The organism is Streptomyces sp. NBC_00878, assembly GCF_026341515.1.
Classification (GTDB): Bacteria; Actinomycetota; Actinomycetes; order Streptomycetales; family Streptomycetaceae; genus Streptomyces.
Window position 1 is genome coordinate 2631586 of sequence record NZ_JAPEOK010000001.1, and the last position, 22623, is coordinate 2654208.

Sequence of the window (22623 nt, forward strand, 5' to 3'; positions counted from 1 at the left end):
GCGTGTGAGCGCCACCACCCCCACGACGCAGGTGCGCACGGTCTGCTCGTACTGCGGTGTGGGCTGCGGCATGGTCCTCGACATCGGAATGGGCCCCGACGGACGGCGTACGGTTCTGAAGGCGTCCGGGGACAAGGCGCACCCGGCGAACCGCGGCCGGCTGTGCACGAAGGGCGCGACCACCGCCGACATGCTCGCCGCGCCGGGACGGCTGGCCACCGCCCTCGTACGGGACGACCGCGGGGCGGAGCCGGTCCTGGCGCCCGTGGACGCGGCGATCGCCGAGACCGCGCGGCGGCTGCGCGCGATCATCGACGAGCACGGTCCCGACGCCTTCGCCTTCTACGTCTCCGGGCAGCTGAGCCTGGAGGCCCAGTACCTGGCGAACAAGCTGGCCAAGGGCTTCGTACGGACGAACCAGATCGAGTCGAACTCGCGGCTGTGCATGGCGAGCGCGGGCACCGGCTACAAGCTGTCGCTCGGGGCCGACGGGCCGCCCGGCTCGTACCAGGACTTCGAGAAGGCGGACGTCTTCCTCGTCATCGGCTCGAACATGGCGGACTGCCATCCGATTCTGTTCCTGCGGATGATGGACCGGGTGAAGTCGGCGGGCGCGAAGGTGATCGTCGTCGATCCGCGGCGCACCGCCACCGCCGACAAGGCCGATCTCTTCCTGCGGATCAAGCCGGGGACCGATCTGGCCCTGCTGAACGGGCTGCTCCACCTCCTCCACGAGAACGGGCACACCGACCCCGACTTCATCGCGGCCCACACCGAGGGCTGGGAGGCCATGACCGGCTTCCTCGCCGACTACCCGCCCGCGGCCGTCGCGGAGACCACCGGCATCCCGGAGGCCGACATCCGCGAGGCCGCGCGGCTGATCGGCGAGGCGGGCGAGTGGATGAGCCTGTGGACCATGGGACTCAACCAGTCCACACATGGCACCTGGAACACGAACGCGCTGGTCAACCTGCATCTCGCCACCGGGGCGATCTGCCGCCCGGGATCCGGGCCCTTCTCGCTCACCGGGCAGCCCAACGCCATGGGCGGCCGCGAGATGGGGTACATGGGACCCGGTCTGCCGGGGCAGCGGTCCGTACTCGTCGACGACGAGCGCGCCTTCGTCGAGGAACTGTGGGAGCTGCCGCCCGACACCCTCCGCAAGGACGGGGTCGGCAAGGGCACGATCGAGATGTTCCAGAAGATGGCCGACGGCGAGATCAAGGCCTGCTGGATCATCTGCACCAACCCCGTCGCCTCGGTCGCCAACCGCCGGACCGTCATCGAGGGGCTGGAAGCCGCCGAGTTCGTCGTCACGCAGGACGTCTTCGCCGAGACCGAGACCAACGCGTACGCGGATGTCGTGCTCCCCGGCGCGATGTGGACCGAGACCGAGGGCGTCCTCATCAACAGCGAGCGCGATCTCACGCTCGCCCGGGCCGCCGTAAACCCGCCCGGCGAGGCACTCGCGGACTGGCGGCTCATCGCGCGGGTGGCCTGCGCGATGGGGTACGAGAAGGGGTTCTCGTACGAGAGCGCGGAGGAGATCTTCGAGGAGATCAAACGCGCGTGGAACCCGAAGACCGGGTGGGATCTGCGCGGTGTGACGTACGAGCGGCTGCGGGAGACGTCCGTGCAGTGGCCGGCCGCGCGGGAGGACGGGTCCGACCGGAACCCGATCCGGTACGTCGACTCCGGAAGCCCCGTTTTTCCCACGGCCAGTGGGCGGGCCGTGTTTCACGCGCGGCCTCATCTGCCCGCCGCCGAGATGCCGGACGACGACTTCCCCTTCGTGCTGAACACCGGGCGGCTTCAGCATCAGTGGCACACGCTCACCAAGACGGGGCGGGTGGCCAAGCTCAACAAGCTCAATCCCGGGCCGTTCGTGGAGGTGCACCCGGAGGATGCCGCGGTGCTCGATGTCGCCGACGGTGACCGGGTCGAGGTTGCCTCGCGGCGGGGGCGGGCCGTGTTGCCCGCGGTGGTGACGGACCGGGTGCAGAGGGGGTGTCTGTTCGCGCCGTTCCACTGGAACGATCTGTTCGGGGAGTACCTCAGCGTCAATGCCGTCACCAGTGACGCCGTTGATCCTTTGTCGTTTCAGCCGGAGTTGAAGGTGTGTGCGGTGTCGGTGGTGAGGGTTTCTTCCCCCACCCCACCCCTTCCCGAAAGCGGGGCGCTGCCCCGGACCCCGCTGGGGGCTCTGCCCCCAGGCCCCCGCTCCTCAAACACCGGAGGGGCTGAAAATTCCAGTGGCGCCGGAGGGGCTGACATTTCCGGGGCCGGCCTTGCCGGTGCTGCCCTCGGCCTCGCGCCCGCCCCTCCCCCCGTCCTCACCGCCCAGGAACGCCAGTACCTCACCGGCTTCCTCGCCGGGATTCCCGCGGGCGCCCCCGGTGTGCCCGTGCTCCCGCCGGACGCGCCCTTCAGCCCCGACCACGCCCTGTGGGTGAACGGCGTCCTCGCCGGGATGTACTCACGGACGGCGGACACCCCCCAAACCCCGGCCACTCCCCTCCGCGAGGTCGTCGTCCTCTGGGCCTCGCAGACCGGCAACGCCGAGGAGTTCGCGGTCGCGGCGGCCGAGCGGATCACCGCGACCGGGCACCGGGCGACGCTCCTCGGGATGGACGACGCCGACCCGGGCTCGCTGCCGCCGGGGGCGGATCTGCTGCTGATCACAAGCACGTTCGGCGACGGTGACGCGCCCGACAACGGCTCCGGTTTCTGGGCAGCACTGGCCACTCCCCAGTCGCCCCGCATGGACGGCGTGCGCTATGCCGTCCTGGCCCTCGGCGACTCCTCGTACGACGACTTCTGCGGGCACGGTCGCCGACTCGACCGGCGACTGGACGAGTTGGGCGGGGTACGGCTCGCTCCGCGCACGGACTGCGAGCCGGACTACGGGTCCTCCGCGCAGGCCTGGCTCGACCAGGTACTCACCGCGCTCGTGCCCGATCAGGGGCCGGGGCCAGGGCCGATGTCGGGGCCGGGGCCGGGGCCGGGGGGCCAAGTGTCCGCTCCTGCCCCGTCGGCTCCGAGCGCTCCGTCGGCGTCGACGTCGGCCTCGGCGTCAGCCTCGGCGTCGAGGAAGCCCGCCCCCGTCACCGCCCGCCTCACCGGCAACCGGCTGCTCAGTCTGCCCGGCGCGGGCAAGGAGGTACGTAGGTTCACCTTCGACACTCGGGACAGCGAGACCCCTCTGACGTACGAGGCCGGGGACGCGCTCGGCGTGCGGCCGGTCAACTCGCCCTCTCTGGTACGGGAATGGGTGAAGGTCACCGGGCTGGACGGCTCAACCACCGTGGAGGTGAACGGAGTTGGCCGTACCTCCCTCGCCGACGCGCTGGGCCGGCATCTCGACATCACCAGGATCACCCCGGACCTGCTGCGCTTCGTGGCCGAACGGACCGGTGACAACCGGGAGTTGAAGAAGCTGCTGCGTCCGGACAACAAGGACGGGCTGGCCAAGTGGAGTTGGGGGCGGCAGGCCGTCGACGTCGTCACCGAGCACCCCGTACGGGCGAGCGCCCAGGAGTGGGCCGGGATCCTGAAGCGGCTCCAGCCACGCCTGTACTCCATCTCGTCCAGCCCGCTCGTCGACCCGCACCTCGTGTCGCTGACGGTCTCGGTCGTGCGGTACGAGAACCTCGCCGGACAGGCCCGGGGCGGTGTCTGCTCGCCCTTCCTCGCCGACGCCGAAGTGGACACGCCGGTACCGGTGTTCGTGCAGCGCTCCCCGTACTTCAGGCCGCCGGCCGATCCGGCGACCCCGATGGTGATGGTCGGACCCGGCACCGGAGTCGCGCCGTTCGTCGGTTTCCTTCAGGAGCGGCGCGCCCTCGGCCACCGGGCGCCGAACTGGCTGGTCTTCGGCGAGCAGCACCGGGCCACCGACTTCTACTACGAGGACGAGCTGACGGCATTCCTCGACGACGGCACCCTCACCCGCCTGGACACGGCGTTCTCCCGCGACCAGCGCGCCAAGGTCTATGTCCAGGACCGGATGCGCGAGCACGGTCCGGAACTGTGGTCCTGGCTCCAGGGCGGCGCCCGCTTCTACGTCTGCGGGGACGCCTCCCGCATGGCCAAGGACGTCGACCAGGCCCTGCGGGACGTCGTCGTCACGCACGGCGGCCTGAGCGAGACCGAGGCCACCGCGTACGTGAAGCAACTCGCGGCGGACAAGCGGTACGTGCGGGATGTCTACTGACAGCTCTTGGCTTCCCGTGCCGTGTACGTGACAGAGACCAGGCCGTCGGCAGGCGGCCTGCGGACACCCTCGAAGGTGTCGTCGCCCGACGAGGCCCCCGCGCAGTGGCACCGGCTGCTGACCCTGCTCGCCGACATCAGCCTCTTCCTCGGTACGCGTCCGGTGTGGGCGCAGGCCGCGAGCCACCGCCCCCTCGTGGCCGCCGCCGTCGCGGCCTGCCACCAACCTCGGCGGCGCCGGCCCGCGGCCCCACTTCACCCTGACCACCGGTCAGGGACCACCGGTCAGGGCATGTCCCGCTACTGGTCGGTGGCACGGGGCCCGGCCGTCCTCGCCCGCCGTGCCTCGGCAACGTACGAACGCTCCGGATGTCAGGGGCGTACGGGGCGAGCCCCAACCTCGGAGTCGGGGCTCGATCTCCGTGGTCAGGGCTCGGCCTCAGTGGGCCTGACCAACCCCTCCGTGGTCAGGCCACTGGCTCTGCGGTCAGGCCTTGACCTCGGACTCGGACTCGGTCTCGGACTCGGCCGCTTCGGACGTTGCCTGCGGTGCCGTGCCGGGCTCCGGCTGGGCGGCCGTCTTCGGGACCGGGATGAAGAAGGCGAGGGCCGCGGCCGCGAGGGCCACACCGCAGCCGATCAGCATGGCGGCCCGGAACCCATCCTCGGACGGCAGGGCGAAACCGGCGAAGTCCGTGGTCATCTGGGCCAGGACGACCGCGATCACGGCGGCGGACACGGAGCTGCCGATCGAGCGCATCAGTGTGTTGAAGCTGTTGGCGGAGGCGGTCTCCGACTGGGGCACCGCGCTCATGATGAGGGCCGGCATCGCTCCGTACGCGAAGCCGACGCCCGTGTTGGCCACGATGGTCGCGGCGAGCAGCCCCCAGGGGGAGTCGGTGCCGATCATCGGCAGCGAGATGCCGTAGCCGAGGGAGATGATCAGGGCTCCGACGGTCAGGGTGACCTTGGGTCCCGAGGCGGCCGAGAGCTTGGCTCCGATCGGGGACATCACCATCATCATCAGGCCGGCGGGGGCCATCCACAGGCCCATGGCCAGCATCGACTGGCCGAGGCCGTAGCCGGTGGCCTCGGGCAGCTGCAGCAGCTGGGGCACGACCAGCGACTGGGCGTACATCGCGAACCCGACCAGGATCGAGGCGGCGTTCGTCATCAGCACCTGCGGGCGGGCGGTCACGCGAAGGTCGACCAGCGGCTCACGCGTCCGCAGCTCCCACCAGCCCCAGGCCAGCAGGACGACGACCGCGGTGCCGAGCAGTCCGAGGGTGGTGCCGCTGCCCCAGCCCCAGTCGGCGCCCTTGGAGACGCCGAGGAGCAGACAGACGAGTGCGACGCCGAGGCCGGCCGCGCCGAGCAGGTCGAAGCTGCCCGCGGCGGTGTTCTCCTTGCCCGCGGGCACGACGAACCAGATCAGGGTGGCGACCGCGAAGGCCAGGACGGCGACGACCCAGAACAGCACGCGCCAGCTGGCGTTCTCGGCGATCGCCGCGGAGAACGGCAGGCCGAGCGCACCGCCCACCCCCATGGACGCGCTCATGATCGCGATGGACGAGCCCAGCTTCTCCGCCGGCACGACGTCGCGCAGGAGGCTGATGCCCAGCGGTACGACGCCCATGCCCAGGCCCTGCAGACCGCGTCCCGTGATCATCGGGATCACCGAGGAGGACAGGGCGCAGACGACCGAGCCCACGATGAGCGGTATCAGCGAGATCAGCAGCATGCGGCGCTTGCCGTACATGTCGCCGAGGCGCCCGGCGACGGGCGTCGCGACCGCCGCGGCCAGCAGGGTGGCGGTGATGACCCACGACGCGTTCGAGGCGCTGGTGTCGAGCAGCGTCGGCAGTTCCCCGATCAGGGGCACGACCAGGGTCTGTGTGATCGCGGCCACGATGCCCGCGAAGGCGAGGATGCCGACCACACCGCCTGAGCGGGACTCGGCCTTGGAACTGTCAGGACTTTCCACTGGGGGTTCTCCCTCTTGCGCTTCCGGACCATGGCGGGCTCGACGCACCGGTCAGCCGGAATGCGACCTGCATGGGATGTGCACAATACACGCCTAGTGCATCATGCATATTTCGCGGTGGGTGCGGGGCGGACCGAGAGGGCCGCCTGCCCCCAGCGGGACGCCGATCCAGGAGCCGAGGAACCGAGGAAGCCACGCATGGACAAGCCCACCGCCCTGATCGAGTTCGAGGCCATGCTGCTCGGGCGCCACATGTACCTGCTCACCCCGCACGCACGCGGTCTCCATGGGCGGCTCGACCGCAGCGCCTATCTGCTGCTCAGCCGCATCCGGGCGGAGGGGCCGATGTCCATCGGCCGGCTCAGCGACGCCTTCGGCCTGGACGTCTCCACTCTCAACCGGCAGACCGCCGCCATGCTGCGGGTCGGCGTCGTCGAGCGCATCCCCGATCCGGACGGGGGCGTCGCCCGCAAGTTCGCCATCACCGCCGAGGGCGAGCGGCGTCTGAGCTCCGACCGCGCCGAGAACGTCGCCGGACTGGAGAAGGTGGTGGCCGACTGGACGCCCGAGGACGTCACGGAGTTCGCGGCCCTGCTCAGCCGCCTCAACCGCGACCTCGAACACCACGACGGGCGGCTCTGGCCGCGGAGTTGAGCCCGGGGCGCCCGATCAACCCTTCAACTCCCGCGGTTGAGCCGTGAAATCGGTTTCACGACGCCTCACACGTCCCATTCCGCCGTTCCAGGGGCAGGCCGTCCGCGCAGGTCACCGCACGTGCGGGCGTTCCAGCTTCCCGCGATCCGCGGCCGCCGTAGCCGCTGGGACGGTTCGTCGCGCAAGCTGCGGTCGTCGGACGAAGAGACCCCACAGAGTCGAACGAAGAGACCCCACAGAAAGGAACAATCCGTGTCCAGTGGACCGAACAGCGTGGATCGGCAACTCGACCCCAGGGCTCCCGCACGCGAACACTTCGAGGTGGTGTGGCGAACCTCACCCGGCGGCGCGCTGAAGAAGGCGGGGCTGCTGGCGCGCGAGATCTTCAGCATCACACTGGGCCTGCATTCCGCCAACGAGGTCCAGCCGAAGGGCATCGACATCCGCGTGCAACGGGGACCGCTCGTCGCGGAGTTCACCTATGGAGACGACCGGGAACTGGCGCGACGGCACACCGCGCTGGTGGAAAACCGGCTCTCCGCCTGCACCGTGGGGGAATTCCTCTCCTTCCTCCGCGAGACGGCCACCACCCTGTCAACACGATCCGGCAGAGTCGCACACACATCGACAGCCGACCCCGGACCGACTCCGCCTCCCGACCGCCGCGGAGAGACAGACCGGCCGACCGTCCTGGAAAGCACGTGCGCATCGGTCCGCACCAGGTCTGCCACTCCGAGCACTCCGTGAGCATCGGACCGACGAGGACGCAACCGGAATGGACGAATCACTCTCTCTTGGGTTGTAGGCCACCGGCCCACGACCCACCGCCCGAACCACCTGAAACGATCAAAACGCCTGTGCCGCTCTAAACGCCCGAACCAGCGTAGGAGACCTAGCCCTATGTCCGACACCTCGATTCCCGTGACCCGGCGCCTCAACCGCCGGATCATGGTGCTCGCCGTGGCCGACACGGCTCCCGCCCTCGCCTACTGGACCCCGGCCCGCATCAAGGCCGTCGGGAAGTCCGTGGGCCTCGGCCCGACCGGACCGACGACCACGCCGTGGCAGGGCATACCGACCGACGACGTGTCCCGCGGCTGACCTCTGTGCGCCGGGCAGAGCCCTCCTACGTTCGGCTTCGCCGCCGTCACCGAGATCCCGTGCCCACACACTGAACCAGTCCCAATTCGCCGGATCCGGGCAGCGCCTGGTGCTGGAAATGGTCCCGCAGCAAGCCGATCTGACGGTCGAATTGTGGTCGGAGGAAAGTGGAAAACCTGTGGCTGGAAGCGATGTGAATCTGATGCGGGAACGGGTCCAGCGGGCCCGCGACCGAGCCTTCGTGGGACGGTCGGCCGAACTGACCTCGTTCCGTTCGATGCTGTCGGGGGACGACCACGCACCTGCCGTGCTGTACGTGTACGGGCCCGGCGGGATCGGCAAGACGATGCTGCTGCGCCGGTTCGCGGCCGAGGCGCGCGCCGTCGGCCGGGAGGTACTGCAGATCGACGGCCGGATCACGCGCCCCACGTCGGAGGCGTTCGAGAAGGAGGCCCGTACGGTCCTCACCGGCGAGCACAGCGTGCTGCTCGTCGATACGTTCGAACGCTGTCAGGTGCTGGAGAACTGGCTCCGGGAGAGGTTCCTGCCGCAGATGCCGGCCGGTGTGGTGGTGGTGATCGCGGGTCGGCACGCACCCGATGCCGAGTGGACCTCCGACCCGGGGTGGGTGGACCTGGTCCGCCCCATGGCGCTGCGCAACCTCACTTCCGTGGAGGCCACCTACTTCCTGGTCTCCCGCGGGGTCCCCCACCACGCGCATGAGGCATTGCTGGCGTTCACCGGCGGTCATCCCCTTGCCCTGGCCCTCGCCGCCGCCGTACCGATGGAGGAGGGCGGCACCGCCCGCTGGGAGCCGGGACGGGACGTGATCGCCACGTTGCTCTCCCGTCTGGTCGGCGAGGTCCCCTCCCCGTTGCACCTCCGCGCCCTGGAGGTCTGCGCCCGTGTGTACACGACGACCGAGACATTGCTGCGGGCGGTGTTCGGTGAGGAGGCCGCGCCGATGTTCGCCTGGCTGCGCTCCCTTTCCTTCATCGAATCCGCCCAGAACGGCTTGTTCCCGCACGAGGTCGTCCGCGAGGCCTTGGAAGCGGATCTGCGCTGGCGTGACCCGGAGGGATACGCGGAACTGCACAGACGCCTCAGCCGCCATCTGTTCGACCGGATCCGTACGTCCCCCCAGAACGGGACGCTGTCCGCCGTCGGCTCGTTTCTCTACCTGTACCGGACCGAGCCGTACATGTCGGACTACAACAGCTGGCGCAGCCAGGGAGAGTTCCGGCTGACCACCTGCGAGCGGGCGGACCACACCGCCGTCCTGGCGCTGATGGCCGAGGTGGAGGAACCGGAGTCGGTGGACATCGCGCGGTACTGGCTGCATCGGCAGCCCGAGGCGTTCCGGGTGATCCGTACCATGAAGGACGACCGGATCGTCGGCGTCTCGGTCTGGCTGCGGCTGACCGACCCCTCGGACGGAGATGCCGACCCGGTGGTCGCCGCGGCCTGGGCGCATGCGCGAAGCAATGCTCCGCTGCGCGACGGAGAGCATCTGGCGGTGGCCCGCTTCGCGGTGACGGCACCGCAGTACCCCAAGATCTGTCCCGTGGAGAATCTCCACCAGTGGCGGGCGCTGGCCGAGATCGCGCAGGCCGAGGGCCGGGTGGCCTGGGCCTACGTCACCGTACGGTCCATGAATTTCTGGGCGCCCTACCTCAGCAGCCTCGGCATGGACCCCCTCGTCGAGCGACCGCGCATCGGGCACCTCACCTACACGCTGTTCACCTGCGACTGGCGCGCCCAGTCGGTATGGGCATGGGCGGAGGAGAAGACACGGCTGCTGTTGAACCGCGTCACCGGCGCGACAGGATCGACGGCACCCGAACCCCTCACGGAACGCGGAGGGACCAGCGAGTACATCGTGTTGTCCCGGCCGGACTTCAACACCGCCGTACGGGAAGCGCTGCGCACGGTGAACCGGCCGGCCGAAATAGCGGCGAACCCGCTGTGCCGCAGCCGGCTGACGGCCGGTCAGGACGGCCGAGCGCTGCCTGAGTTGCTGACGCAAGCCGTCGAGGATCTCCGCGCACAGCGCAACGGCGAGAAGTACTACGGAGCCGTGGCGACGACCTACCTGTGCGCCGGCATCCCCACCCAGCAAGCGGTCGCCCAGCGACTCGGACTCCCCTTCAGCACGTACCGCAGACACCTCGCCGCCGGAATCGAGGCGCTGTGCGACGCACTGTGGCACCAGGAGATCCACGGCCCGGGGGCGGCACCCCCACCGCGCCTCCGCTGCCCGCGACCGCCGACCACCAGAGGCAGTGAACCGAGAGACACGGCAGCGACGGTGAACGCGGCTCCCGCACTGCTGAAAGTGAGCAGGAGTGAGCAGCCATGGCCCTGTTGAGCGAGCGCCTGCGCGCATCAGCATGGCCGCGTGGTCGACAGGCGGCATGGCCGGTACCAGTGTTCCGGAACCGTGATCGGCAGCAATTGGGTTCTGACGGCCGCGCACTGCATCACCACCACCGGCGCCAACGTGGGCAACAGCTACATCGGACAACGGCTGGGGCGTAAGGGCCGACGGGAATCTTTCACTCGCGTTGATCCCGGCTCACTCCCGGTGGCCGGAGGCGTGTGGATCGGGAACGCTGTTGGACCCTCGCAGCGCTCCCGGCCTACCCGGGAGGGCTGAAGCGCGCCCGCCACAGGTCGCGGAGCAACGCGATCTCGGCCATGTGGTGGATGAATTCGAGGTTGTCCCCCGCCAGCACGTCGATGTAGGGGCACTCGGAGTCGTTGCTGTACGGGTACCGCGAGAAGCCGACCGTGTCGAGCTGCTCGTCGGTGACGGCGCCGACGCTGTCGCGCCAGCGGTCGATCACCGCCCAGAACCGCTCCAGTGTCAGGGCGGCGGAGGGCGTGAAGTCGACCATCAGCTTCGGGTCCTGCCGACGTTCGCCGAAGGTCCACTCCCATGCGCCCGCGAACTGGGAGTGCAGGTGTCCCAGCCGCCACGCGATGTTCGTGACCGGCACCGTGTCGGGCTCCGGCTCACCGGTGTGGGCGAGGACCCGCTCGACCCGCTCGACACTCACGCTCCAGTCATCGGCGATCTTGGCGACGGACATGCCGTCGGCGGCCTGCCGGGCAACCTCGGCGTACTCGTTCGCCGGGATGTCCGGGGCGCCCAGATCGAGCACCCACTCGCCGGGCCCGAACGCCCTGGGCGTCGCAACCTCACCCCGACGCCGCATCGACCAGCCACCGGGCACCGGCTCCCACAGGTGCTCCTCATCACTGAGCCCCGTCAGCCGCACCTGGGCCATCTCCCTGGCGCGGTCGAACTGGTCGAGCAGCAAGCCCAAGCGGTCGGGCCGCGCGTCCTCTGTCGCCATGCCTGGTTCCCTTCGCGGTCGCGTCTCGTCCCCCGTTGCTCCCAGGGGGAAGCTAACGGCTCGCCTCACGGGGCGCGACCGGATTTCCTCGCACCCCGCTGAAAGTGGGCACGAGTGAGCAGCCACAGGCCTGTTGAGCGAGCGGATGCCCGCATCAGCAGGGCGGCGTGGCCAATCGGTGACACGGCCCGGTACGGACACGGCAGAGGTCAGGTCCTTGGCCGCCAGCAACATCCCGCCGTACGCGCGTGACTGACGGTGTCACAACTCGCACCACCCCGAGTCCGCGCCGGACGACAGTGACAAGGTGACCGACGCCGGCGGCGGCGAGGTCGGCCGACAGCCCTCGCTCAAGGACCGCCCCGCTCTGCCCTCCACCGTGTTCTGCCTGTCGCTCGGAGCGTCGGCCGACAGCAGAACGCGGCCGGGTCGTCGGGACCGGGACCGTCACGTCAACGGATCGAGGAAGGTCAGCACCGAGGCGTCCTCCTTGATCAGCGGGGCGATCGCGGTGTTGAACGGGCCGCCGTAGGAGGCTTTCAGATGTGCCTGGAAGGCGTCCTCGTCCCGGTACGCCTCGAAGATCCAGTAGGCGCGCGGGTCGGACGCCTTGGTGTAGACGTCGAAGGCGAGGTTGCCGTCCTCCTCGCGCACCTTCCGGGCGTACTCCAGGATCAGGCGGGCGACCTCGTCCTCGGCACCCTCTCGGGCGGTGAACTCGGCGAGCAGGGTCTTGGGCACGGTGTGACGCCCTCCGTTGTCGGGACCATCCGTGTGACGGCACCGACAAGGGGTGTCATCGTTGACTTGTGTCATCGATGACACAAGGTGGGCCGATGATGAAGCCATCCGCCCCATGCGTCAACAGGCCCCGGAGAGCACGGCCGTCGGGCGGCCGCCGGCCCACGAGAGCCGCGTACGGACGAGGGCCGCGAGCGTTGCCGATTTGTGACGAGTTCAAGCCATTGACGTTCCGCGAGGCGGAGTCCATCATCCTGGCAACCCAGTGTCAACGATGACATAAGTCAACGATGACAGCTCAGAACGGCATGCTCCGATGTCGGCCGCGCCGCTCGCAATCCCGCAGGAGTCGTTCATGTCCAGCACCTTGCGTCCGCCCCTCTCCCTCCTCAGAGTCGCCGCGTGCACGGGAATCGCCGCGCTCACCCTCACGGCCTGCGGGTCCGGCTCCGGTTCCGGATCGGGTTCCTCCTCCTCCGGTTCGGGCGATGTCAAGGTCGGTCTGATCACCAAGACCGACACCAACCCGTTCTTCGTGAAGATGAAGGAGGGTGCCGAGAAGACGGCGAAGACCGAGGGCGTCGAACTCATGACCGCGGCCGGCAAGTTCGACGGCGACAACGCCGGTCAGGTCACGGCCATCGAGAACATGGTCGCCGCCGGCGTGAAGGGCATCCTGATCACCCCGAGCGACTCCAAGGCCATCGTGCCCGCGATCGCGAAGGCCCAGGCCAAGGGCGTCCTGGTCATCGCCCTGGACACGCCGACCGAGCCGGAGAGCGCGGTCGACGCCCTTTTCGCCACCGACAACGTCAAGGCCGGCGAGCTGATCGGCGAGTACGCCAAGGCCGCCATGAAGGGCAAGACCGCGAAGATAGCCACCCTCGACCTCGCGCCGGGCGTCTCCGTCGGCGTCCAGCGGCACGACGGCTTCCTGAAGGGCTTCGGGATCGCCGAGAAGGACCCGGCGGTGGTCTGTTCCCAGGACACCGCCGGCGACCAGGCCAAGGGCCAGACCGCGATGGAGAACTGCCTCCAGAAGGAGCCCGGCATCAACCTGGTCTACACGATCAACGAACCGGCTGCCCTGGGCGCGTACACCGCGCTCAAGGCCAAGGGCCGGGAGAAGGACGTCCTGATCGTCTCCGTCGACGGCGGCTGCACCGGAACCCAGGCCGTCAAGGACGGCAAGATCGCCGCCACGTCCCAGCAGTACCCGCTGAAGATGGCCGCCGAGGGCGTCAAGGCCGTCGTGACGTACGCCAAGGACGGCAAGAAGGCGTCCGGTTACACCGACACCGGCGTCACCCTGATCAGCGACAAGGCGCAGGACGGCGTCACGTCCGAGGACACCGTCTACGGCCTGGAGAACTGCTGGGGCTGAGTCGCCCGAGGGCCGTACGACAGCGACTCCCTCTGAGCGGGGCGGCCGCCCCCTCTCCTCCCCCGCCCGGGGGCGGCCGTCCCTCGTCCCCTCGTCCTCCGACCAGGGCGGACCAGGACTTGTGTCTTCCGACAAGGACTCCGTATGACAGCCACGACCACGCCGTACGCCGACCTCAAAGCACCGACCACGGCCCGCCGACTGCTCACGGCGCCGACCACCGGCCCCCTGGTCGCCCTCCTCCTGGCCTGCGCCTTCTTCTCCTTCTCGACCGACCAGTTCCTCACGGGCGGCAACTTCTCGCTGATCGTGCAGCAGGTGATGGTCGTCGGCACCCTCGCCATCGGACAGACCCTGATCATCCTCACCGCGGGCATCGACCTGTCGTGCGGTGCCGTGATGGCGTTCGGCAGCATCGTGATCGCCAAGATGGCCGCCGAGGGTTCCGTGCCCCCGCTCGTCGCCATCGCCCTGGGCCTGGCCGTCTGCGGCGGCTTCGGGCTGCTCAACGGGCTGCTGGTGCAGAAGATCCCGCTGCCGCCGTTCATCGTCACCCTAGGCATGCTCAACGTGGCGTTCGCCCTGACCCACATCTACTCCGAGGAGCAGACGGTCACCAGCCTGCCCGGCCCGCTGACGGCCCTCGGGCAGACCTTCCCGCTCGGCCGCACCGACATCACCTACGGCTCCCTGGTCACCATCGCCCTGTTCCTGCTCCTGGCCTACGCGCTGAGCAGCACCGGTTGGGGCCGGCACGTCTACGCGCTGGGCGACAGCCAGGAAGCGGCGCGGCTGAACGGCATCCGCACCTCCCGGCTGACCATCGGCGTCTACACCGTGGCCGGGATCCTCTACGGCATTGCCGCCCTGCTGCTCATCTCCCGCACCGGAGTCGGCGATCCTCAGGCGGGGCAGACCGACAACCTCGACAGCATCACCGCCGTGGTCCTCGGCGGCACCAGCCTCTTCGGCGGACGCGGATCGGTCCTGGGCACCTTCATCGGTGTCCTCATCGTCGGCGTCTTCCGCAACGGCCTGCAGCTGATGGGCGTCGCGTCCATCTACCAGACCCTGATCACCGGAGTCCTGGTCATCCTCGCGGTGACCGTCGACCAGCTCTCCCGGAAGAAGGCCCGATGACCGCCACCTCCTCCCCCGCCCCCGTGCTGCAGGCCCGCGGTCTGGTCAAGCGCTACGGTCACGTCACCGCCATCGACGGCGCCGACTTCGACCTGCTGCCCGGCGAGGTCCTCGCCGTCATCGGCGACAACGGAGCCGGCAAGACCAGTCTGATCAAGGCCCTGACCGGCGCGCTGATCCCCGACGCCGGCGAGATACGGCTGGGCGGTGAACCCATCCAGTTCTCCGGCCCGCAAAGTGCGCGCGCCCACGGCATCGAGACGGTCTATCAGGACCTCGCCGTGGCCGCCTCCATGGACATCGCCTCGAACATCTTCCTCGGGCGCGAACTTCGCCGCCCCGGCGTCCTCGGCACCGTCTTCCGCATGCTGGACAAGAAGCGCATGCGCCAGGAGGCCGCCGAGCACATGGCCGACCTGAAGATCGGCCTGCGCTCGCTGACGCAGTCGGTCGAGACGCTCTCCGGCGGACAGCGGCAGGCCGTCGCGGTCGCCCGTTCGGTTGCCTGGGCCCGCAGCGTCGTCGTCATGGACGAACCCACCGCCGCCCTCGGCGTCAAGGAATCCGGTCAGGTCCTGGACCTCATCCGGCACGTCCGGGACAAGGGCATGCCGGTCGTCCTGATCAGCCACAACATGCCGCACGTCTTCGAGATCGCCGACCGGATCCACGTCCACCGGCTGGGCCGCCGCGCTGCCGTGATCAAGCCCTCCGACTACTCCATGGCGGAGGTGGTCGCCATCATGACGGGCGCACTCACCGTCGACGAGGCCGGAGATACTGTCGTAGCGGATTCCAAGGCGGCGAAGGCCGCGGGCGTCCAGGCCAACTAGCGTCGACGTCCGGGCCAACCGATGTTGGCGTTCAGGCCAACCGACGTACGACTGAAGCACTCACGGGTTCCGGCCGAGGCCGCGGCCGGAACCGACGAGCACAGGAGACACCTTCCTCCATGGCAGCGAACCGCCGCCCCACCCTGGCCGACGTCGCCCGAGAAGTGGGCGTCAGCGCCAAGACCGTCTCCCGCGTCCTCAACGAGGACGGCCCCGCTTCGGCCCAGACCAGGGAACAGGTCCTCGCCGCCGTGGCCAAGCTCGGCTTCCAGCCGAACCTGATGGCCCGTAACATCCGCGTCGGCGGACCCGACACCACCATCGGACTGGTCATCCCGGACCTCGGCAACCCCTTCTTCGGAGCCGTGGCACGCAGCATCGAGGACACCGTCCGCGACCGCGGCCTGACCCTGCTCCTGGGCTCCTCCGCGGACGATCCGGACCGCGAACGCGCCCTGACGGACACGTTCCTGGCCCGCCGCATCAGCATCCTGATGGTCGTGCCGTCCGTCGGCGCCGACCACTCCCATCTCAAGACGGACCGCGCCGCCGGCCTGCCCGTCGTCTTCCTCGACCGTCCGGGGTCGGGCCTGTCCACGGACAACGTCGTCAGTTCCAACCGTGCGGGCGCCCACGGCGGCGTCGCCCACCTGATCGCCCACGGCCACCGCCGCATCGGCTTCGTCGGCGACCTGCCCACCAGGCTCTACACACGCCGGGAGCGACTGGCCGGTTACCGCGCCGCACTGCGGGAGGCCGGCATCCCCTACGACCGCTCCCTCGTCACCAACGCCCATGACCAGCACGGGGCTTCCGCCGCCACGTCCCAGCTGCTGGGCACGGAGGATCCCCCCACCGCTCTGTTCGCCGGCAACAACATCGTCGCGCTGGGCATAGTCACCGAACTCGCCCGCGGCAACCGGAAGGACGTCGCCGTCGTCGCCTTCGACGACGTGGCACTCGCCGAGGCGCTCGAACCGGCCCTGACCGTCGTCGCCCAGGACGCCGAGGAAATCGGCAGAACGGCGGCGAGCACGGCCCTGGCCCGCCTGGACGGCGACCGCACCCGGTCCCGCACCATCACCGTCCCCACCCGGCTGATCGTCCGGGGGTCGGGCGAGCGAACCGCCCAGGGGGTACTGCCGCATGCCGCGCCGACCACGTCGGTCCTACGGGTGTTGGACGAGCACATCGGTGCGTGAGGACATCGGTGCGTGAGGACATCGAGCCCCCGGCAGCCGCAGTTGTTCAGCACCACCTCACGGATCAGTCGGACCGGGGGTTCCAGTACCGGCCAGGGGCAGGGGCAGGTCCGGATGGTGGCGCAGCGCGTCCAGGACGACGCGTACCGCCGCGCGAGGTGGTGAGCCGCGGCGGACCGCGGCCGTGATCGTACGCGTCACGGGAGTCGCGAGTTCCCTGGTGGCGACGCGATAGCGGCGGTCGACCGCCAACCCGGGCAGCAGCGCGATCGACAGCCCGGCCTCGACGTGCTGCAGGGTCATCATGTAGTTGCCGAACCGGCACACCACCCGCGGCTCGAACCTCGCTTGACGGCACAGTCGCAGCGCGAGATTCGCCATGTACGACTGTGGCATGTCGAACGCCCACGGCTCGTCCGCCAAGGCCGCGAGGTCCGCGGCGCCGCGCCCGGCCGCGGGGTGCCCGGGCGGAACCACCAGCAGGACCGGGTCCGTTGCCAGCGGCACGAGGTCGATGTCCGGCCCCAGCGGCAGTTCGTCGAAGTCGGTCGTCGTGATGATGATGTCCGCGTCGCCGCCCCGCAGCGCGGGCAGGCTGGCGTGCGGCTCCAGTTCCAGCAGCTCGATGTCGAGGTGCGGATGCTCGCGCGCCAGACGGGTCGCCGCCGGCACGGCCATGGTGTGGATCGCGCTCTGGAACGCCCCCAGCCGTACCAGCCCGGCCGGTTCCTCGCCGAACCCGCGCAACTCCGCCTCGACGCTGTCCATGTGGTCGAGGATCTCCCGCGCCCGCCGCGCGAGGATCAGCCCGGCCGGAGTCAGCCGCACCCGGCGTCCTGTTCGTTCCAGCAGTTGAGTCCGCGTCTCGGCCTCCAGCACGGCGAGCTGCTGAGACACGCTCGACGGGCTGAGGTTGGCGGCTTGGGCGACCGCCCGGACGGTGCCCAGCGTGTCCAGCCGGCTCAGCAGCCGCAGTCTCCAGGGGTTGATCACATCCTCATTGTTGTGCGGTTCAGGCGAACAGGACAGCCGGAATTGTGTGATGGACGTGTCGCTCAACCGCGGCCTACCGTCGGGGACATGGCTGCTTCGACCACCGCTCCTCCGTCCACGGAAGCCTTCTGGGCCGACGCCGAGAGGCATCTCGTGCGCTACGGCGGCGAATTCACCCGTGAGATCATCGACCGCGCCGCCGGGAGTTTCCTGTTCACCGCGGACGGCCGGCGGATCCTCGACTTCACATCGGGCCAGATGAGCGCGATCCTCGGCCACTCGCACCCGGAGATCGTCGCCACCGTCCAGCGGCAGGCCGCGACCCTCGACCACCTCTTCAGCGGCATGCTCAGCCGCCCGGTGGTCGACCTGGCCCGGCGGCTGGCCGACACGCTGCCCGCGCCACTGGAGAAGGCACTGCTGCTGACGACCGGCGCCGAGTCGAACGAGGCGGCCCTTCGGATGGCGAAGCTCGTCACCGGCAGGCACGAGATCGTCTCGTTCGCGCGGTCCTGGCACGGCATGACCCAGGCCGCCGCATCCGCCACCTACAGCGCGGGGCGCAAGGGGTACGGCCCGGCCGCGCCCGGAAACTTCGCCATCCCCGTGCCGAACGCCTACCGGCCCGACTTCACCACGGCCGACGGCTCGCTGGACTGGCGCCGCCAGCTGGACTTCGCCTTCGACCTGATCGACGCCCAGTCGACCGGCAGCCTGGCCGCGTGCCTCGTAGAACCGATTCTTTCCTCAGGCGGAATCATCGAGCCACCGGTCGGGTATTTCGCGGCCTTGCACGAGAAGTGCCGGGAGCGCGGCATGCTGTTGATCCTCGACGAGGCCCAGACCGGCCTCTGCCGCACCGGGACCTGGTACGCGTTCGAGCGCGACGGAGTCGTCCCCGACATCCTCACGCTGTCCAAGACACTCGGTGCCGGACTCCCCCTCGCGGCCGTGGTCACCAGTGCCGAGATCGAGCAGGAGGCGTACGAGCGCGGTTTCCTGTTCTTCACCACGCACGTCGCCGACCCGCTGGTGGCAGCGGTCGGCAACACCGTCCTCGACGTCCTGATCGGCGAGAAGCTCGACGAGCGTGCGCGGTCGCTCGGCGCGTTCCTCCGCCGCGGTCTGGAGGACATCGCCGGGCGTCACTCGGTCGTCGGCGACATCCGGGGCCGGGGCCTGCTGGCCGGGCTCGAACTCGTCGTCGACCGCGAGACGAAGCGGAGCTCGGACGAGCTGGGTGCCCGGGTCACCCGGCGCTGCCTCGAACTCGGCCTGCACACGAACATCGTCCAACTGCCCGGCATGGGTGGAGTTTTCCGCATCGCCCCGCCGCTGACCGCGACCGAGGACGAGCTGTCACTCGGCCTGACCATTCTGGAAAAGGCGATCGCCGACACATGCGCCGCACTCCGCGTGGGCGTGTGATCCGGTAGCCCCCGGCCACGACCACCGGTCGCACCGGCGCCGAGTCATCTCGCCGCACGCCTTCCCGCCCTGCTCAGGAGGACGACGGCACCGCGCCCGAGCGCCCGCACGCGCCGCAGGTCGGCGAACTCAGCCGCGTACGACGACGTTTGGACCATTGACAGCGATCCGGCCGACATGGCAGGTTCTCGTTCTGCCCCACCTGAGACAACGTTGTCAAGGAGGTCTGCCCGATGCGGCTGCCCGTCAGACGGATCACGGCCCGCGCAATCGCCGTGGGCGTCGGCTTGCTCGTACCAGGTCTGCTGTTCGGGGGTGTACTTCCACCCCTCGCGGCCGCCGCCGAGCCGGTCTCCGACCCCGCCGCGCTGGTGAACCCCTTCATCGGCACCCAGAACTTCGGGAACACCTTCCCCGGGGCCGCCGCCCCGTTCGGCATGGTCCAGGTCAGCCCGGACACCGGCGGCCAGGGCGGATACGACTACCAGCAGGACAAGATCCACGGGTTCAGCCAGACCCACCTCTCCGGGGTCGGCTGCGGTGTCTCCGGAGAGCTGCCCATCATGCCGACCACCGGCGCGGTCGACAGCGTGAACCCGGACACGTACCGCTCCAAGTTCTCGCACGACGACGAGGAAGCCACCCCCGGCTACTACCGGGTGGGGCTGTCGACGTACGACATCGAGGCCGAGCTGACCGCCACGCAGCGCACCGGCTGGCAGCGGTACACCTTCCCGGCCACCGGCGCGGCGAACGTGCTGTTCAACACCGGCAAGGCCAACCAGAACGTGTTCGACTCCGAGGTGCACGTGGTCGGCGACCGCACGGTGGAGGGGCGGGTGCGGGCCGGCGGGTTCTGCGCCGGGAAGGACCGGCACACCGTCTACTTCACCGCCACCTTCGACCGGCCCTTCAAGGATCACGGCACCTGGCGCGGTTCAACACCCAAGCCGGGCACGCGCGATGCCGAAGGGGACGGCGCCAATGGTGCCTGGGTGACCTTCGACGCGACCGACGACCGGGACGCCGTCGTGAAGGTGGGCCTGTCGTACACCGGCATGGACGGTGCCCGGAAGAACCTCGCGGCGGAGACCGGCGACTCGTACGACTTCGACGCCACGCGCGCCGCACTGCGCACCACCTGGGAGAAGCAGCTCTCCTCGATCAAGATCGGCGGAGGGTCCCCAGAGCGGCAGAAGGTGTTCTACTCCGCCCTCTACCACGCCCAGTTGCACCCGAACCTGGCCGGTGACGTCGACGGCCGGTACCAGGGGTTCGACGGCGCGGTGCACACCGCCTCCGACTTCACGCCGTACCAGAACCTGTCGCTGTGGGACACCTACCGGCCGCAGAACCAGCTGCTGGAGATGCTGGAGCCAGGCGTCGCCCGGGACGTCGCGCTGTCCGTCCTCGCTATCGGCAAGGACGGCGGATGGCTGCCCCGGTGGGCCCTCGCCAACAGCGAGACCAACATCATGACCGGCGACCCCGTGACGCCGTTCCTCGTCGAGGCATGGTCGAAGGGCATGCTGGCGGGGCACGAGGACGAGGCGTACGCGCTGCTGAAGAAGAACGCGACCAGCACCCCGCCCGCCGACTCCCCGTACAACGGCCGTTCCGCCGTGGACCAGTACAGCGCGCGCGGCTACGTCCCCTCCGGCCTGAAGCTGGGCAAGGACTGCGCGGACAAGGGCGGCGACAACGACTGCACCCACCCGGCCTCGGCGACCCTGGAGTACGCGGCGGCGGACGCGTCACTCGCCCTGATGGCCAGGGCGCTCGGGCACGACTCCGACGCACGGACGTTCGCGTCCCGCGGCCAGTGGTACCGCAATCTGTGGGACTCCTCGATCGGCCAGTTCCGGCCCCGCACGACCGCGGGGACGTGGCTGACGCCGTACGACCCGGTCGAGGCGGGCCACCAGTTCCACGAGGGCGGCGCGTACCAGTACCAGTGGCTCGTGCCGCAGGACCCCGCCGGTCTCGTCGACCTGATGGGCGGCCGGAAGGCCACGGAGAAGCGGCTCGACTCCTTCTTCGCCTACGACAAGCTGCTCACCGACCCGGCGGGCACAGCGCGCAAGGACTGGATCTCCCAGCCGTACGACTACTACGGCAAGCCGACCTACAACCCGAACAACGAGCCCGACCTCCACGCGCCCTACATGTATCTGTGGGCGGGCGCCCCGGCGAAGACGGCGACCGTGGTGCGCGCCGCGATGACGCTGTTCACCAACGGCCCCGACGGCATGACCGGCAACGACGACCTGGGCACCATGTCGGCCTGGTACGTGTTCTCCTCGCTCGGCCTCTACCCGACGATGAGCGGCGGCGACTTCATGGCGCTGTCCAGCCCGCAGTTCGACTCGGCGGCCGTCACGATCGGCCGGTACGGGAAGCGGCAGGGCGGCACACTGACGATCAACGCGCCGGGGGCGAGCGACGCCAACCGCTACGTACAGCAGGTGTCGTTGGACGGCCGGGACGTCAAGCGCACCTGGCTGGACTGGGACAAGGTCGCGCACGGTGGCTCGCTGACGCACCGGCTCGGTACGACCCCGTCGGCCTGGGGCACCGGTGCGGGTGCCCAGCCACCGTCGGTCAACCAGGCGGACGCCGACGGCCGACGCCAACTGGACGCGTCCCTGCGGAGCTCCTCCGACGTCGTCCCGGTCGACGACCAGGCGCAAACCGCCCACCTGACCCTGGACGTCCTCGGCCAGGCCCCTGGCGAACTGCGGGCGTCGGTAACGGCGCAGGCGCCCACCGGCTGGCAGGTGAAGACAACTCCGCGCTCACCGCTGCGAATCCGGTCCGAGCACCTACCTGTGCAGAAGACGGTGTCCGTAGAGGTGACAGTGCCTCCCGGCACAGCCACCGGGTCCTACCCGGTGCGTTTCACGGTGGAGGCGAAGGGAGCGGGCCAGGTCACCCGGGAGGCCACCGTCGAGGTGCGCCCGGCGGCGAAGTGCGCGACGGCCACGGACGAACAGTGCGCGGTGGACCTGAGCAAGGACATGGCGCACGACGGGACGGCCACCGCGGAGGCGTCCGGCCAGGGTGACTTCGACGGTGGCGGCTGGAGTTACGACGCCGGCCTGCTGCCGGCCGCCGGTCCCGTCACCTGGGACGGCGTGAAGTACGAGGCTCCGGACCCGACCGGCACCGCCGCGAACTTCGTCGAGGCCCGCGGCCAGACGCTGCTCCTGCCCGCCCGCAGCCACGGCACCCTGCGCCTGGTGGCGGCATCGCACAACGGACCGGTGACAACCGCACTGACCGTCCGATATGCCGACGGCACCAGCGCCGAACTCCCGCTCAAGGTAGGCGACTGGGCCGGTTCGACCCCCGAGGGCAGCACCGTGGTCCTGGACATGCCCCACCGGATCAAGTCCGGCCAGGGCGTCGACGGGCCGCCGGTACGGCTGTTCGGCAGCTCCATCAAGGTGGACGACGCCAAGGTGATCCGCTCGTTGACACTGGCGGACGATCCGCGGGTGGAGGTGTACGCGATCACGCTGTCGTAGGCGGCGTAGGCGGCTTGGGCAGCGCAGGCGGCTTGGGCGGCTTGGGCGGCTTATGAAGGCAGCCG

At 69.8% G+C, this 22623-nt stretch carries 16 protein-coding genes; 12 read left to right on the forward strand and 4 right to left on the reverse strand.

The window, feature by feature from the left end; genetic code table 11:
* Nucleotides 1-4: 4 nt before the first annotated feature.
* Nucleotides 5-4213 (forward strand): bifunctional nitrate reductase/sulfite reductase flavoprotein subunit alpha, encoded by a 4209-nt coding sequence (locus OHA11_RS10795; protein WP_266494606.1) that lies wholly within the window; start codon nucleotides 5-7, stop codon nucleotides 4211-4213.
* Nucleotides 4214-4699: 486 nt separating this feature from the next.
* On the opposite strand, the gene OHA11_RS10800 is transcribed toward OHA11_RS10795, so the two are convergent.
* A complete protein-coding gene (locus OHA11_RS10800) occupies nucleotides 4700-6196 on the reverse strand; it encodes an MFS transporter (protein WP_266494608.1) in 1497 nt (498 codons plus the stop codon).
* Nucleotides 6197-6394: 198 nt separating this feature from the next.
* On the opposite strand from OHA11_RS10800, the gene OHA11_RS10805 reads away from it, so the two are divergent.
* From OHA11_RS10805 to OHA11_RS48505, 5 genes are all read left to right on the forward strand, one after another.
* Complete coding sequence (locus tag OHA11_RS10805) at nucleotides 6395-6850, forward strand: MarR family winged helix-turn-helix transcriptional regulator (RefSeq protein WP_266494610.1); 456 nt, start codon at nucleotides 6395-6397, stop codon at nucleotides 6848-6850.
* 252 nt (nucleotides 6851-7102) lie between these two features.
* Complete coding sequence (locus OHA11_RS10810) at nucleotides 7103-7597, forward strand: hypothetical protein (protein WP_266494612.1); 495 nt, start codon at nucleotides 7103-7105, stop codon at nucleotides 7595-7597.
* Between the two features lie 153 nt (nucleotides 7598-7750).
* Nucleotides 7751-7951, forward strand: coding sequence for a hypothetical protein (locus tag OHA11_RS10815; RefSeq protein WP_266494615.1), 201 nt, complete (start codon nucleotides 7751-7753; stop codon nucleotides 7949-7951).
* Nucleotides 7952-8129: 178 nt separating this feature from the next.
* On the forward strand, nucleotides 8130-10319 hold the full coding sequence (locus OHA11_RS10820) for an ATP-binding protein (protein WP_266494616.1): 2190 nt from the start codon (nucleotides 8130-8132) through the stop codon (nucleotides 10317-10319).
* A gap of 30 nt (nucleotides 10320-10349) precedes the next feature.
* Nucleotides 10350-10607: a trypsin-like serine protease gene (locus OHA11_RS48505; RefSeq protein WP_353962949.1), complete on the forward strand. Its 258-nt coding sequence runs from the start codon at nucleotides 10350-10352 to the stop codon at nucleotides 10605-10607.
* On the opposite strand, the gene OHA11_RS10825 is transcribed toward OHA11_RS48505, so the two are convergent.
* Nucleotides 10591-11310: a DinB family protein gene (locus tag OHA11_RS10825; RefSeq protein ID WP_266494619.1), complete on the reverse strand. Its 720-nt coding sequence runs from the start codon at nucleotides 11308-11310 to the stop codon at nucleotides 10591-10593. The two genes, OHA11_RS48505 and OHA11_RS10825, sit on opposite strands and share 17 nt — an antisense overlap.
* 447 nt (nucleotides 11311-11757) lie before the next feature.
* Nucleotides 11758-12051, reverse strand: a complete 294-nt coding sequence (locus OHA11_RS10830; RefSeq protein WP_266494622.1) for a putative quinol monooxygenase — start codon at nucleotides 12049-12051, stop codon at nucleotides 11758-11760.
* A 355-nt stretch (nucleotides 12052-12406) separates the two neighbouring features.
* Between OHA11_RS10830 and OHA11_RS10835 the strand changes: the two genes are divergently transcribed.
* The 4 genes from OHA11_RS10835 to OHA11_RS10850 all read left to right on the forward strand — a co-directional run bounded on the left by OHA11_RS10835 (nucleotide 12407) and on the right by OHA11_RS10850 (nucleotide 16610).
* A complete protein-coding gene (locus tag OHA11_RS10835) occupies nucleotides 12407-13435 on the forward strand; it encodes a sugar ABC transporter substrate-binding protein (protein ID WP_266494624.1) in 1029 nt (342 codons plus the stop codon).
* A gap of 144 nt (nucleotides 13436-13579) precedes the next feature.
* Nucleotides 13580-14575, forward strand: a complete 996-nt coding sequence (locus OHA11_RS10840; protein ID WP_266494627.1) for an ABC transporter permease — start codon at nucleotides 13580-13582, stop codon at nucleotides 14573-14575.
* On the forward strand, nucleotides 14572-15408 hold the full coding sequence (locus OHA11_RS10845) for an ATP-binding cassette domain-containing protein (RefSeq protein WP_266494629.1): 837 nt from the start codon (nucleotides 14572-14574) through the stop codon (nucleotides 15406-15408). The genes OHA11_RS10840 and OHA11_RS10845 overlap by 4 nt, the downstream gene beginning before the upstream one ends.
* Nucleotides 15409-15527: 119 nt before the next feature.
* Complete coding sequence (locus OHA11_RS10850; protein ID WP_266494631.1) at nucleotides 15528-16610, forward strand: LacI family DNA-binding transcriptional regulator; 1083 nt, start codon at nucleotides 15528-15530, stop codon at nucleotides 16608-16610.
* Between the two features lie 57 nt (nucleotides 16611-16667).
* Here the strand turns inward: OHA11_RS10850 and OHA11_RS10855 are convergent, their stop codons facing one another.
* Nucleotides 16668-17603 (reverse strand): LysR family transcriptional regulator, encoded by a 936-nt coding sequence (locus tag OHA11_RS10855; protein WP_266494632.1) that lies wholly within the window; start codon nucleotides 17601-17603, stop codon nucleotides 16668-16670.
* Between the two features lie 87 nt (nucleotides 17604-17690).
* Here OHA11_RS10855 and OHA11_RS10860 point away from each other — a divergent pair, with 87 nt between their 5' ends.
* Nucleotides 17691-19031, forward strand: a complete 1341-nt coding sequence (locus tag OHA11_RS10860) for an aspartate aminotransferase family protein (protein WP_266494634.1) — start codon at nucleotides 17691-17693, stop codon at nucleotides 19029-19031.
* A gap of 233 nt (nucleotides 19032-19264) precedes the next feature.
* Entirely contained in the window at nucleotides 19265-22558 is a 3294-nt protein-coding gene (locus tag OHA11_RS10865) for a GH92 family glycosyl hydrolase (RefSeq protein WP_266494636.1), read from the forward strand.
* The last annotated feature ends 65 nt before the right edge of the window (nucleotides 22559-22623 follow it).

Bases quoted from the DNA above. Each gene is read 5' to 3' on its own strand.
- OHA11_RS10835 (WP_266494624.1), top strand. From the start codon at position 12,407: ATGTCCAGCACCTTGCGTCCGCCCCTCTCCCTCCTCAGAGTCGCCGCG.
- OHA11_RS10860 (WP_266494634.1), top strand. From the start codon at position 17,691: ATGGCTGCTTCGACCACCGCTCCTCCGTCCACGGAAGCCTTCTGGGCC.
- OHA11_RS10840 (WP_266494627.1), top strand. From the start codon at position 13,580: ATGACAGCCACGACCACGCCGTACGCCGACCTCAAAGCACCGACCACG.
- OHA11_RS10850 (WP_266494631.1), top strand. From the start codon at position 15,528: ATGGCAGCGAACCGCCGCCCCACCCTGGCCGACGTCGCCCGAGAAGTG.
- OHA11_RS10845 (WP_266494629.1), top strand. From the start codon at position 14,572: ATGACCGCCACCTCCTCCCCCGCCCCCGTGCTGCAGGCCCGCGGTCTG.
- OHA11_RS10865 (WP_266494636.1), top strand. From the start codon at position 19,265: ATGCGGCTGCCCGTCAGACGGATCACGGCCCGCGCAATCGCCGTGGGC.
- OHA11_RS10805 (WP_266494610.1), top strand. From the start codon at position 6,395: ATGGACAAGCCCACCGCCCTGATCGAGTTCGAGGCCATGCTGCTCGGG.
- OHA11_RS10825 (WP_266494619.1), bottom strand. From the start codon at position 11,310: ATGGCGACAGAGGACGCGCGGCCCGACCGCTTGGGCTTGCTGCTCGAC.
- OHA11_RS10815 (WP_266494615.1), top strand. From the start codon at position 7,751: ATGTCCGACACCTCGATTCCCGTGACCCGGCGCCTCAACCGCCGGATC.